Source organism: Streptomyces kurssanovii, assembly GCF_040677245.1.
GTDB classification, from domain to species: Bacteria; Actinomycetota; Actinomycetes; order Streptomycetales; family Streptomycetaceae; genus Streptomyces; species Streptomyces kurssanovii.
Genome location: NZ_JBFAQK010000098.1, coordinates 1 through 11,889, shown reverse-complemented (window position 1 = coordinate 11,889; position 11,889 = coordinate 1). Strand labels below are relative to the sequence as shown.

Below are 11,889 nucleotides of genomic sequence, written 5' to 3'. Positions count from 1 at the left end.
GCGGATCCCGACGGGGATCCGCGCCGCCGTCGCCGTACCCGGCACGAACCACCCCAAAGGTGGAACAACGACAGTCATTGCTCGAAGTCACCCTCCGTGATACACAGAGTAACCATGCATCCACTCGCACCGATCCGAACCGCGCCACCGCAGGTCAGGGGGGCCGGCTCGGTCATACGTGCGGAGATCGGGTAAAGAGACCCTCCAAGTCGGCATACGCGGGCGGTTTCATCAGCGAAGATAGAACCCTGAGCCTGTGCCGAGCGGCGTGGGCGGCCAACAACCCAACTGGGGCGGTGAGTTACATGATCCTGGCAGCCGAAAAGGGCGATATCACCACCATCATCGGCGGAATCGCCCCGAACTGGGGGCCGTTCGGGAGCCTGGGCAACGAGGCTCGAGTGATGATCGAGGTCGTGATGGCCATTGCCATCCTGCTCTGCCTCGGCATCGCGATCTGGGGAGCGGCCAAACAACGCATCGGCGCGACGGCACTGCGCGACACGTTCAGCGCCGAACAGGGCAAGGGCCTGATCGTCGCCGGTCTGACCGGAGTCTTCATCATCGGGTCACTGGGGACCTTGTTCACCATCGTCTACGGGATGGCTGTCTAGCACCCGTCAGTCCTCTCCGGGCACGCCCGGGCCCACCGTTCGAGGTTGCGTCTCCCTGATGTCGAGTCACCACACCGCGCCGACGCGGCAAGCAGTTCGTCCACCACTGGTTGAGGGGGCCTGGGCCAGATGAGCCTCGGCGACGATCACGGCTACGGCGGCGAGCCCGGCCGTACGAGCGACGGCTTCGGCGGCTCGGGCCAGACCCGTACCCGCCTCCCGGGCAGCGCCGACACGGACATCTACGGCGGCGCGCGGCGAACGGGGCGCAACAGCTCGCGGTCGCTCATCACGGTGGTCGGTGTGGTGGTGCTGTTGATCGCGGCGATCGCCTTCGCCAACCAGGGCGGCGGCGCGGACGCCCCGCCGGAGGCCGGCGACAAGGCCCCCAAGGCCCAGCCGACGGCCCCGTCGGGCGTCCGCCCGGTGAAGGGCAACGCGGGCGGCATCCCGACGGGGTACGCGCAGGACGAGCAGGGGGCGCAGAGCGCGGCGGCGAATTACGCGGTGGCGCTGGGTTCTGACGGGATGTTCGACAAGGCTCGCCGCCGGGCCATCGTCGAGACCGTCGCCGACGCAAGCGCCGTGGACAAGCTCACATCAGGGTTCGACGCGGACTACTCCGCTGGATTCCTCGCTCAGATCGGTCTCAACGCCGATGGCTCGGCACCGAGCGGCACCACGTTCGTCAACCGCACCATGCCGGCTGGCACCAAGGTGTCGAGCTACTCGAACGATGCTGCCGATGTCGACGTCTGGTGCATGGGGCTGTTCGGACTGACAGGTGAGAAGTCCACGAAACCGGTCACGAGCGGCTGGTTCACAGTGAGCGTGAAACTCAAGTGGAACGGGTCCGACTGGAAGGTTCTCGAGACCAGCCAGAAGACCGGACCCACGCCGGTAACGGGCGACAACGCCGTATCCGGCTCCGATGAGATCGCCGGGGCCGTCAACGAGTTCGGAGGGTTCACGTATGCCCGTTAACCCCCGCTCACGCCGTGCAGGAGCGCTGCTGGCCGTCGCGGCGACCACGCAGGCGGCCGCGTTCACCTTCGCGGCAGGAGCGACCGCCGAACCGACGCCGAGCCCAGGCGGGACCAACGACCCCTGCGGACTCATCGCCGGCCCCGCCCGTGACTACTGCGAAGACGGCGAAGCCCCCACCACCCCCGGTCGGTCGTCCGTCGACGACCCCACCGCCGCGCTCGACCCCCTGTCGTCGCTCGCCCGCGGCTGCGCCGACGCCGCGTCGTGGACGATCGGGAAGCTGTCGCAGGCCGTCGAGTCGACGGCCACCGTCGACTTCACGAACCTGACCTTCCTCGCCCACTACGCCATCGTCTTCGCCGCCGCCACGATCCTCACGCTCCTCCTGTGGCTGCTGGCCGTCGCCAAGCGGGCGATCAGAGGCGTGCCGTTCATGACGGCCGTCTCCGAGGCGATCGGGTTCCTGTGGCTGACGGTCCTCGCGTCCGCGTTCACGCCGCTGATCCTCTACACACTCGTCTCGGTGACCGACAGCGTCACCGAGGTCATCTCGGGCAGTACGTCCGGGCAGACGGAGATGTTCTTCGGGAACTTCTCCAAGGCCCTCGCGAAGGGCGACGACATCGGCGGCGGACCGATCATGCTGATCGTCGTCTCGCTCGTCACGATCCTCGCCGCCGGCGTGCTCTACCTGGAGCTGTTCATCCGGGCGGTGCTGCTCTACGTCGGCGCGCTCCTCGGCGTCGTCGTCTACGCGGGCCTCGTCGACAAGAACATGTGGGGCCACGTCCGCCGCTGGGCCGGGATCATGATCGCGATCATCCTCGTCAAGCCGGTGATCGTGATCGTGCTGGGCCTCGCGGGCGCGCTCTCCGCCGACGACGGGCCGGACTCGTTCTCCGCCGTCGTGTCGGGGCTCGCGATCATCCTGCTCGCCATCTTCGCCTCCGCGATGATCTACCGCTTCGTCCCCGGGTTCGGCGACGAGATCGCCGCCTCCCGCAACAACCGCATCCAGAACGGCGCCGAGGGCAAGGCGGCGGCCGTCATCAGCTCCCCGGCCGCCCTCGTCTCCCAGGGCATCAAGACCCACAGTTCCCGGGGCAACCAGAACACCGGTGGCGACAGCGGCAGCACCCCCCGTCCCGCCAACCCGGCCTCCGGCGGCATGGCGGCCCACGGCAGCCGTACTCCCCCCGGCGGCGGCGCCGCTCCCGCACCCCGTAACAGCCCCACCGGCGGTACCCCGCACAGCAATCGCAACAGCACAGGAGGTGGCCGGCGTTGACGACCCAGTCCCAACCGATCACGCCCCGCCGCACGTACCTCATCGGCCGTGCCCGGCCGAACGCGGTCATCGGCAAGAACCGCGAGACCGGCGAGATCGCGCTGATCATCGCCGGCGCGTTCCTCGGCATGATGAGCGGGCTGCTGGTCCCGGTCCTGTCCCTGCGCATCGTGCTGCTGATGGGCTTCCCGATGCTGGCGCTCGCCGCCGTCTACGTGCCCTACAAGCAGCGCACCTTCTACAAGTGGTTCGAGATCAACCGCAGCTACAAGCGTTCCCTGCGCAGCGGCGGCACCCTCTACCGGTCCGGCGCCGTCGAGGCCGGCACCCGGCTCGACGGGCGGGAGGTCGAGGTGGGCCCGCCGCCCGGCATCGGGCGGATCAACTGGCTGGCCGCGCCGTTCGGGCCCGACGAGATCGCCGTGCTGCTGCACGCCGACCGCCGCACCGTCACGGCCGCGATCGAGATCGAGGGCCCCGGCGTCGGGCTGCGGGACAGCGAGGACCAGGAGGCCCTCGTCGACCGCTTCGGCACGCTGCTGAAGCATGTCGCCAACGGCGACGGCTTCGTGACGCGGCTTCAGATGCTCGCCCGTACGCTCCCCGCCGACCCCGACGCCCACGCCAAGGACGTCGCCCAGCGCGGGAACGCGGCCGCCCCGGGCTGGCTCCAGCAGTCGTACGAGCAGCTCCAGTCGATGGTGTCGACGTCCAGCGAGCAGCACCGCGCCTATCTGGTGGCGTGCATGCACTACTCCCGCGACCTGGCCGCGGAGGCACACGCCATGGCCCGTGCCGTGCGCCACGCCTCCGGCGCCAAGCGGCTCGACAAGGACGCCGGTCTGGCCGTCGTCATGGCACGTGAACTCACCGACATCTGCGCCCGGCTCGCGGAGGCCGACATCCGCGTACGGCAGCCCCTGGGCCAGTCCCGCCTCGCGTCCCTCGTGCACTCCATGTACGACCCGGACCACCCCATCGACCACATCCAGGCGATGACGAAACGGAACGCCTGGCCCGCCGAGCTGGACGCCGTCGAACCCACCTACCTCCAGGCGAAGACCCGCGAGTCGTCGACCCGCGCCCCCTGGTGCCACTCCACCGCGTGGGTCAAGGAGTGGCCGATGACACCTGTCGGCGTCAACTTCCTTGCCCCGCTGCTCGTCCACACCCCCGACGTGATCCGTACGGTCGCGGTCACCATGGACCTGGAGCCCACCGAGGTCGCCATCGAGCGGATGCTCACCGAGAAGACCAACGACGAGGCGGACGCCAGCCGGGCCGCCAAGATGAACCGGACCGTCGACCCGCGCGACATCGCCGCGCACGGACGGCTCGACCAGCGGGGTGAAGATCTCGCGAGCGGTGCGGCGGGGGTCAACCTCGTCGGGTACATCACTGTGTCGTCGCGTTCGCCCGAGGCCCTGGCCAGGGACAAGCGCACGATCCGGGCCTCCGCCGGCAAGTCGTACCTGAAGCTGGAGTGGTGCGACCGCGAGCACCACAGGGCCTTTGTGAACACCCTGCCGTTCGCGACCGGCATCCGACGCTGACCGAGAGGGCAGTCCGCCATGCGAGATCCGCTGTCCGTCCTCACGGATGCCTTCACCTCCTTCCTCTTCGGGAAGGTGGAGACCACCCGTCTGCCCGTCCGTACGTCGACGGGCCAGGCACAGGCCGTCTACCTGCCCACCGCCGCGCCGGGCCTCGGCGACTCGGGTGTGATCATCGGCCGCGAGGTCTACAGCGGCAAGGGCTACATCTACGACCCGTTCCAGCTGTACGGGCAGCAGCTGCCCGCCCCGCACTGGCTGGTGCTCGGCGAGTCCGGCAACGGCAAGTCGGCGCTCGAGAAGACGTACGTACTGCGACAGTTGCGCTTCCGCGACCGGCAGGTCGTCGTCCTCGACGCGCAGGGCGAGGACGGCGTCGGCGAGTGGAACCTCATCGCGCAGGAGCTGGGGATAACCCCCATCCGGCTCGACCCGATGACGGCGCTCGACGGCGGTATCCGCCTCAACCCGCTCGACCCGTCGATCACCACGACCGGCCAGCTGGCGCTGCTGCGCACCATCATCGAGGTCGCGATGGGGCACGGCCTCGACGAACGGGCCGGCTTCGCGCTCAAGGTCGCCCACGCGTACGTCAACACCAGCATCACCGACCGGCAGCCGGTCCTCACCGACATCGTGGAGCAGCTGCGGCACCCCAAGCCGGAGTCCGCGGAGGCGATGAACGTCGACATAGACGACGTACGCGCCTGGGGCCTCGACGTGGCACTGGTCCTGGACCGGCTCGTCGACGGTGACCTGCGCGGCATGTTCGACGGGCCGACCACCGTCGGCATCGACCTCGACGCACCGCTGATCGTCTTCGACCTGTCCCATATCGACCGCAACTCCATCGCCATGCCCATCCTGATGGCGATCGTCGGTGTGTGGCTGGAGCACACCTGGATCCGGCCCGACCGCAAGAAGCGCATCTTCCTGGTGGAGGAGGCGTGGCACATCATCAACAGCCCGTTCGTCGCGCAGCTCTTCCAGCGGCTCCTGAAGTTCGGACGCCGGCTCGGTCTGTCGTTCGTCGCGGTGGTCCACCATCTGAGCGACGTCGTGGACGGGGCGGCGGCCAAGGAGGCCGCGGCGATCCTCAAGATGGCGTCCACCCGGACCATCTACGCCCAGAAGGCCGACGAGGCACGGGCCACCGGACGGGTGCTCGGCCTGCCGCGATGGGCCGTGGAAATCATCCCCACGCTGACACCGGGCATCGCCGTGTGGGACGTCAACGGCAACGTCCAAGTGGTCAAACACCTCGTGACAGAGGCGGAGAGGCCACTCGTCTTCACCGACCGGGCCATGACGGAGTCCTCGGTGCCTCCTGTGCCGGAGCATGTCCAGGCCGCGGAATGGGAGGCGGAGCAGCGCGCGCAGCTCATCGAACAGCAACAGCTGGACGAGTCGTCAGAGTCGACGGTGGCGTGAGATGTACGAGGGGCGTCAGGGACAGGGCGGCGGCCGGCCCGGAGAGCGCCAAGGGGGCATCCCCGACGGCCTCCTGGTCGGGCTGCTGGCCTTCCTCCTCGGCCTGACGCTGCTCGTCTGGTCGGCGACGGGGCTCGCCGGCCTGTTCGCCCACGGCGCCTGGCCGACCGGTGTCACCTTCGGCAACACCCCCACGGCCATGCGGGAACTGGCGGCCGCCCCGCACGACCTGACCGGCGCCTGGCCCGCCACACCTCCCGCGCAGCTCTCGGGCTACGGACTGTTCTGGGGCCTGCTCATCGGCCAGTTGATGGTGCTGATCGTGCTCACGGTGTTCGCGCTCGGCACGGTGGCCCGCTGGCGCGCCGTCCGGGCGGCGGCACGCGAGGAGCGCGGCCGGCTGCGGGAGCCGGCCCCGCGGGAACAGCGCCCGCACCACGAGGCCCCCGTACACGCGCCGGTGACCGCCGAACCCGCGCCCGTGCCCGCGGCCGCTCCAGCCGAGGACCCGCACGGAGAAGCAGCAGCACCGGCCCCGCTGCCCACCGTCCCGGCCCCGCGCACCCGTACACCCCGCGTGCTGTACGGCGACCGCACCGTACGCCGCCCCGCCGCCGTGCAGGCGCTCCTCGACGCGGAGGGCCCCGCGCTCGTCGTCACCTCCGACCCCACGGTGTGGGCCGACACCAAGGACGCACGGGCCAAGCTCGGCCCCGTACTGGTCTACGACCCCGGGCACCTGTGCGACACCCCGGCCCGGCTGCACTGGTCCCCCACGGCCCACTGCGAGGACGACAGGACGGCGGCGGCCCGCGCGGCCGCCGTGCTGGCCCCGGTGCGCCCCCGGGCGCTCATCGACGCCACCATGGCGGACACGGCAGAGACGCTCCTGCGCTGCTGGCTCCACGCCGCGGCCGTGGACGGCCGCCCGTTCCGCCAGGTCCACCGCTGGGCCCAGGGCACCGGCGCCCACGAGCCGGTACGCATCCTGCGCACCCACCCCAAAGCCACGGCGGGGCTCGCCGGGCTCCTCGAGTCGGCGCTCACCGCCCACCCGGAACGGCGCGAAGTGGCGCAGCAGTTGGCCGTCCGCGCCCTGTCCGCGCTGTCGTCCGTCCACATCCGTGAGGCGTGCACACCGAATCGAACGGATTCGCTCGCCCTGGAATCATTCGTGAACGAAGCGGGCACGCTCTATGTGGTGGGTGAACCGATCGAGGATCCGCGCACCCATCCTGGCGCGATGCCCCTGTTGACGGCGCTCGCCGCAGACGTGGTCGAGCACGGCCGCCGCATGGCCGCACGGTCATCCGACGGTCGGCTCGACCCACCAATGACGCTCGTGCTCGACGACGTCGCGGCCGTCGCCCCGCTCCCGCGCCTCCCCGAACTGCTGGCCACCGGCCAGGACCAGGGCCTGCCGACGCTCGCCCTCCTCCGCTCCCCCGAGCAGGCGCGCGCCCGCTGGCAGGACGCGCTCACCGCGCTCTGACCGTCCGCCCCCGGCTATCGCCGGATCTCGTACTCCCGGGCCGGCGGATCCTCGGGCACGGGCGCGGAGTCGTCGCTCGGCACGAACCCGACCTTGCGGTACAGGGCCGCGGCCCGCTCGTTGTCCTCGTGGAACAGCAGCCGCACCCGGTCCACCCGCGGCGAGTCCAGCGCCCACGACCAGTCCAGCGCCGCACGGAACAACTCCGCCGCGAGCCCGCTGCCGCGCGCCTCCGTCCGTACGAACACCCCCACCACATGGGTCTGGTCGACCGGCGCCGGCTTGCCGATCCGGCTGCTGCCCTTGGGCTCCAACAGCACCGTCACCGTGCCGTCCCACCGGCCGTCCGGCGCCTCTGCCACGAACTGCACGACGTCCGGCCCGGCGGCGGCCGACGAAGTGCGCTCCTGCCAGAAGGAGTCGGGCTGCCCGAGGGCCTGCTCGTACGACTCGTAGAACGCTATCGGGGCAAGAGGGTCCTGGAGGGCGGCCAGCCGCAGGTCGCGGACCTGCGCCCACTCCTCGGCGCGCACGCGCCGGATCATGTGTTCCATCCCCCGATACTGGCCCTGACCCGCTTCCCTGAGCAACGCCGTTTCCCCGTCGTACCCAGGTACTACGCCGCTCCCCGGGCTCCCGTCCGCGGTCGGACGACCGACGGTCCCCCGCTCCATAACGTCGGTGACATGACCAGGCCACACGGCATCGAAGCCGTCGAACTCACCAAACGCTACGGCGACAAGACCGTCGTCCACGACCTCACCTTCAGTGTCAGGCCGGGCTCCGTGACCGGCTTCCTCGGGCCGAACGGCGCCGGCAAGTCCACCACCATGCGCCTCCTGCTCGGCCTCGACGCCCCCACCCGCGGGCACTCCACCGTCGGAGGCCGCCCCTACGCGGCCCACCCGGCGCCCCTCACAGAGGTCGGGGCCCTGCTGGAGGCCCGGTCGATCCACCCCGGGCGCACCGCCAGGAACCACCTGCTCGCCCTCGCCCACACCCACGGCATCCCGCCCTCCCGCGTCGAGGAGGTCATCGGCATGACCGGCCTGACCGATGTCGCCGGGCGACGGGTCAAGGGCTTCAGCCTCGGCATGGGCCAGCGCCTCGGGATCGCCGCCGCCCTGCTCGGCGACCCGGCCACCCTCATCCTCGACGAACCCGTCAACGGACTCGACCCCGACGGCGTCCTCTGGATCAGGACGCTCCTGAAGTCCCTCGCCGCGGAGGGCCGCACGGTCCTCGTCTCCTCGCACCTCATGAGCGAGATGGCCCTCACGGCCGACCACCTCGTCATCATCGGCCGCGGCAGGCTGCTCGCCGACACGACGGTGGAAGCGTTCGTGCGGGACGCCGGCGCGTCCTCCGTGAAGGTGGTCTCACCGGAAGCGGCCTCCCTCGCCGGAGCCCTCGGCGGGCCGGGCGTCGACGTGGAACGGGCCGGCCCCGACGAGCTGCTCGTACGCGGCACGGACAGCAGGAGCATCGGCCGCACCGCCGCCGCACACGGCATCCCCCTGTTCGAACTGACCCCGGTCACCGCATCGCTGGAACAGGCCTTCATGGACCTCACGCACGAGGCGGTCGAGTACCAGGCCGTCCCGCTCGAAGGAGCAGCAGCATGAGCACGTACGAGCTGACCCCGACCCGCGTGCTGCGCTCCGAATGGCACAAGCTGTGGACGCTGCGCTCGACCTGGATCACCCTGATGTCGGCCGGACTGCTGACGTTCGGCATCGGCCTCCTCATGGGCGCCACCTACGAGACGGGCGGTGGCGACGGCGACGTGGACGTCGTCGTGCTCACCCTCATCGGCGTCCAGTTCGCGCAGATCGCGTTCGCCGTCCTCGGCATCCTCGTGACTGCGGGCGAGTACTCGACCGGCATGATCCGCGCCTCGATGACCACGGTGCCCCGCAGGCTCCCGGTGCTGTGGTCCAAGGCGGCCGTCTTCGGCGCCGTCACCTTCGCCGTCACGCTCGTCACCGCGTTCGTCACCTTCCCGGCGGCGCAGCTCTTCTTCGCCGGCACCGACCAGGAGGCCTCCCTCGGTGACCCGGGAGTCGTCCGCGCCCTGGTGGGCAGCTCGGCCGGACTCACCCTGCTGGGGCTGATCGCCCTCGGACTCGGGGCGCTCGTGCGGTCGGTGCCCGGAGCGATCGGCGCCTTCATCGGCGGCATGATGGTCCTGCCCGAGGTGATCGCCATGCTCCCGTACGACATCGTGGCCGATGCCGTGGAGTACTTCCCGACGAAGGCCCTGGAGTCCCTGCTGTCGGCCGAGGCGGTCCCGGGAGCGGCCTCGCCGGGCGGCGCGCTGCTGGCCCTGACCCTGTGGGCGGCGGCGACCCTGGCCGCGGCCGCCCTCCTGCTCGAGCGCCGGGACGTCTGAGGCCCGGCCGGCCGGTGTACGAGGATGTGAGCATGCGCATGGCCCAGCAGAAGCGCCCCCCGCAGGCCGGATCCACTCCGCAGCGCCCTCCGCGGGGAGGTCCCGCTCCGCAGGGCTGGTCGACCGGAGCCCAGCCGCTCACCCGCCGGCTCCAGCGCCTCACCGAACGCCTGCGCGCCTTCGACCGCCGCCGCCCGCTGGTCTGGGACCTCCACCTCACCGGGGTGTTCGTGTTCGCCGCGCTGGTGGACGCGGCGGGCGGCTGGCGCAACGTCGCCTTCAACGACGAGGTGCCGTCGTGGCTGGTCCTCACCATGAGCCTGGGCTTCTCCGTACCACTGCTGTGGCGGCGCGCCCACCCGCTCGCCGTGCTGCTGGTGATGCTGCCGTTCTCCCTGGCCAACGCGGCGTGCGGCGCGCATCTGCAGGCGTCGTTCCTCCAGATGATCGCCGTCTACAACATCGCGCTGCGCCTGCCCTTGCGCACCCTGGTGTGGTCGTTCGGCACGGTGCTGGTACCCCTGGCGGTCGGTGCCACGGCCTATCCGGTGGGCAGTTGGGACCAGCAGTTCGTGCCGATGCTCTACAGCTTCGCGCTCGTCGCCCTGTTGGGACTCGCTGTCCGCTCACGGCAGGAGTACACGGCTTCCCTGGTCGAGCGGGCCAGGCAGCTCGAGGTGGAGCGCGACCAGCAGGCGCAGCTCGCGGCGGCCGCGGAACGCACCCGGATCGCCCGGGAGATGCACGACATCATCGGCCACAATCTGTCGGTCATCACCGGCCTGGCCGACGGTGGCCGCTACGCCGCCACGGGTTCCCCGGAGCGCGCGGCCCAGGCCCTCGAAGCCATCGGCACCACCAGCCGCCAGGCCCTGACGGAGCTCCGGCGGCTTCTGGACGTCCTCCGCGAGGACACGGAAGCACCGCCCACTGCGGAACTCGCTCCGCAGCCCGCCCTGACCGACCTGGAACGGCTGGTCGACGGCGTCCGGGGAGCGGGCCTGCCGGTGGACCTCACGGTCGAGGGTGACCCGGCCCCGCTGCCCCCGGGTCGCCAGCTGACGGTCTACCGGGTCGTGCAGGAAGCCCTCACCAACTCCCTGAAGCACGGCGGCCCGAGGGCGACGGCCACCGTCACCGTGCGGTACGCGGCGGACGGCGTCACCGCCACGGTCACGGACACCGGCACCGGCGGGCACGCCGCGCCCGGGGATACGGGCCGCGGGCTGGCCGGCATGCGGGAGCGAACAGCCATGTACGACGGCACACTTGAGGCCGGTCCGCTGCACCGGCCCCCGGGGGGCTGGCGCGTACGTCTCCACCTTCCGAAGGAACCCGATCAGTGACGACAGTGCTCATCGTCGACGACCAGCCCATGCAGCGCTTCGGCTTCCGGATGCTGCTGGAAAGCCAGGACGACATGACGGTGGTGGGCGAGGCCGGGAACGGCGCCGAGGCAGTGCGCCAGGCCGCCGAACTCCACCCCGACGTCGTCCTGATGGACATCCGCATGCCGGGTCTCGACGGAATCGAGGCGACGCGTCGCATCGTCGCCTCGGGCGCACGCACCCGCGTCCTCATCGTCACGACGTTCGACCTGGACGAGTACGCCTACAAGGGCCTGCGGGCCGGCGCGAGCGGCTTCCTCATCAAGGACGCGATGCCGGAGGAACTCCTCTCCGGTATCCGCGCCGTGGCCGCCGGAGACGCGGTGGTGGCTCCGAGCCTCACACGCCGGCTCCTGGACACGTATGTGGAGCACTTGCCGGAGACGACAGCAGCGGGGACAGGAGAGCCGGAACCGGACGAGCGCCTGGCACGGCTGACGGAACGGGAACGCGAGATTCTGACGGTGATCGGGCAGGGCTGGACGAACACGGAGATCGCGAGCAGGTTCCACCTGGCCGAATCCACCGTGAAGACCCACGTGAGCCGCATCCTGGCGAAGACCGGCGCGAGGGACCGCGTCCAGGCGGTCATCCTGGCGTACGACACAAGGCTCGTGAACCCGTCCTGAAACCCGTCCTGAAAAGCTGGCCCTGAACGCAGGAAAGCCCCGCACCAGAGGTGCGGGGCTTTCCCACAATGATTGTTCGGCGGCGTCCTACTCTCCCACAGGGTCCCCCCTGCAG

General features: G+C 70.7%; 11 protein-coding genes. 10 read left to right on the top strand and 1 reads right to left on the bottom strand.

Annotated elements, in window-relative coordinates; translation table 11 throughout:
• Nucleotides 1-305 precede the first annotated feature (305 nt).
• From AB0K36_RS33875 to AB0K36_RS33850, 6 genes are all read left to right on the top strand, one after another.
• Complete coding sequence (locus tag AB0K36_RS33875; protein ID WP_005315450.1) at nucleotides 306-614, top strand: DUF8827 family protein; 309 nt, start codon at nucleotides 306-308, stop codon at nucleotides 612-614.
• 129 nt (nucleotides 615-743) lie between these two features.
• Nucleotides 744-1,598, top strand: a complete 855-nt coding sequence (locus AB0K36_RS33870; protein WP_364601531.1) for a DUF8175 domain-containg protein — start codon at nucleotides 744-746, stop codon at nucleotides 1,596-1,598.
• Nucleotides 1,588-2,889: a hypothetical protein gene (locus AB0K36_RS33865; protein WP_364601529.1), complete on the top strand. Its 1,302-nt coding sequence runs from the start codon at nucleotides 1,588-1,590 to the stop codon at nucleotides 2,887-2,889. The genes AB0K36_RS33870 and AB0K36_RS33865 overlap by 11 nt, the downstream gene beginning before the upstream one ends.
• A complete protein-coding gene (locus AB0K36_RS33860; RefSeq protein WP_189468459.1) occupies nucleotides 2,886-4,442 on the top strand; it encodes an SCO6880 family protein in 1,557 nt (518 codons plus the stop codon). The genes AB0K36_RS33865 and AB0K36_RS33860 overlap by 4 nt, the downstream gene beginning before the upstream one ends.
• 18 nt (nucleotides 4,443-4,460) lie before the next feature.
• The gene (locus AB0K36_RS33855; protein WP_364601527.1) at nucleotides 4,461-5,873 is read left to right on the top strand and encodes an ATP-binding protein; all 1,413 of its coding nucleotides are present in this window, start codon (nucleotides 4,461-4,463) and stop codon (nucleotides 5,871-5,873) included.
• Between the two features lies 1 nt (nucleotide 5,874).
• Nucleotides 5,875-7,365, top strand: a complete 1,491-nt coding sequence (locus AB0K36_RS33850; RefSeq protein ID WP_364601526.1) for a type IV secretory system conjugative DNA transfer family protein — start codon at nucleotides 5,875-5,877, stop codon at nucleotides 7,363-7,365.
• A gap of 14 nt (nucleotides 7,366-7,379) precedes the next feature.
• Here AB0K36_RS33850 and AB0K36_RS33845 read toward each other — a convergent pair whose 3' ends face one another.
• A complete protein-coding gene (locus AB0K36_RS33845; RefSeq protein ID WP_364601525.1) occupies nucleotides 7,380-7,919 on the bottom strand; it encodes a GNAT family N-acetyltransferase in 540 nt (179 codons plus the stop codon).
• Between the two features lie 132 nt (nucleotides 7,920-8,051).
• On the opposite strand from AB0K36_RS33845, the gene AB0K36_RS33840 reads away from it, so the two are divergent.
• Genes AB0K36_RS33840 through AB0K36_RS33825 form a run of 4 tightly spaced genes read left to right on the top strand, consistent with a single transcriptional unit; the run spans nucleotide 8,052 to nucleotide 11,774 of the window.
• Nucleotides 8,052-8,990 (top strand): ATP-binding cassette domain-containing protein, encoded by a 939-nt coding sequence (locus tag AB0K36_RS33840; protein ID WP_364601523.1) that lies wholly within the window; start codon nucleotides 8,052-8,054, stop codon nucleotides 8,988-8,990.
• Nucleotides 8,987-9,757 carry an ABC transporter permease gene (locus AB0K36_RS33835; protein ID WP_189468449.1) on the top strand — a complete coding sequence of 257 codons (771 nt, stop codon included), beginning with the start codon at nucleotides 8,987-8,989 and terminating at the stop codon, nucleotides 9,755-9,757. Before AB0K36_RS33840 ends, AB0K36_RS33835 begins: the two co-directional genes overlap by 4 nt.
• A gap of 38 nt (nucleotides 9,758-9,795) precedes the next feature.
• The gene (locus tag AB0K36_RS33830; protein WP_435877992.1) at nucleotides 9,796-11,103 is read left to right on the top strand and encodes a sensor histidine kinase; all 1,308 of its coding nucleotides are present in this window, start codon (nucleotides 9,796-9,798) and stop codon (nucleotides 11,101-11,103) included.
• Nucleotides 11,100-11,774, top strand: a complete 675-nt coding sequence (locus AB0K36_RS33825) for a response regulator (protein WP_364601519.1) — start codon at nucleotides 11,100-11,102, stop codon at nucleotides 11,772-11,774. Before AB0K36_RS33830 ends, AB0K36_RS33825 begins: the two co-directional genes overlap by 4 nt.
• Nucleotides 11,775-11,889 lie beyond the last annotated feature (115 nt).

Coding starts and splice junctions, on each gene's coding strand:
- AB0K36_RS33845 (WP_364601525.1), bottom strand. CDS start 7,919: ATGGAACACATGATCCGGCGCGTGCGCGCCGAGGAGTGGGCGCAGGTC.
- AB0K36_RS33835 (WP_189468449.1), top strand. CDS start 8,987: ATGAGCACGTACGAGCTGACCCCGACCCGCGTGCTGCGCTCCGAATGG.
- AB0K36_RS33865 (WP_364601529.1), top strand. CDS start 1,588: ATGCCCGTTAACCCCCGCTCACGCCGTGCAGGAGCGCTGCTGGCCGTC.
- AB0K36_RS33855 (WP_364601527.1), top strand. CDS start 4,461: ATGCGAGATCCGCTGTCCGTCCTCACGGATGCCTTCACCTCCTTCCTC.
- AB0K36_RS33840 (WP_364601523.1), top strand. CDS start 8,052: ATGACCAGGCCACACGGCATCGAAGCCGTCGAACTCACCAAACGCTAC.
- AB0K36_RS33870 (WP_364601531.1), top strand. CDS start 744: ATGAGCCTCGGCGACGATCACGGCTACGGCGGCGAGCCCGGCCGTACG.
- AB0K36_RS33875 (WP_005315450.1), top strand. CDS start 306: ATGATCCTGGCAGCCGAAAAGGGCGATATCACCACCATCATCGGCGGA.
- AB0K36_RS33830 (WP_435877992.1), top strand. CDS start 9,796: ATGGCCCAGCAGAAGCGCCCCCCGCAGGCCGGATCCACTCCGCAGCGC.
- AB0K36_RS33850 (WP_364601526.1), top strand. CDS start 5,875: ATGTACGAGGGGCGTCAGGGACAGGGCGGCGGCCGGCCCGGAGAGCGC.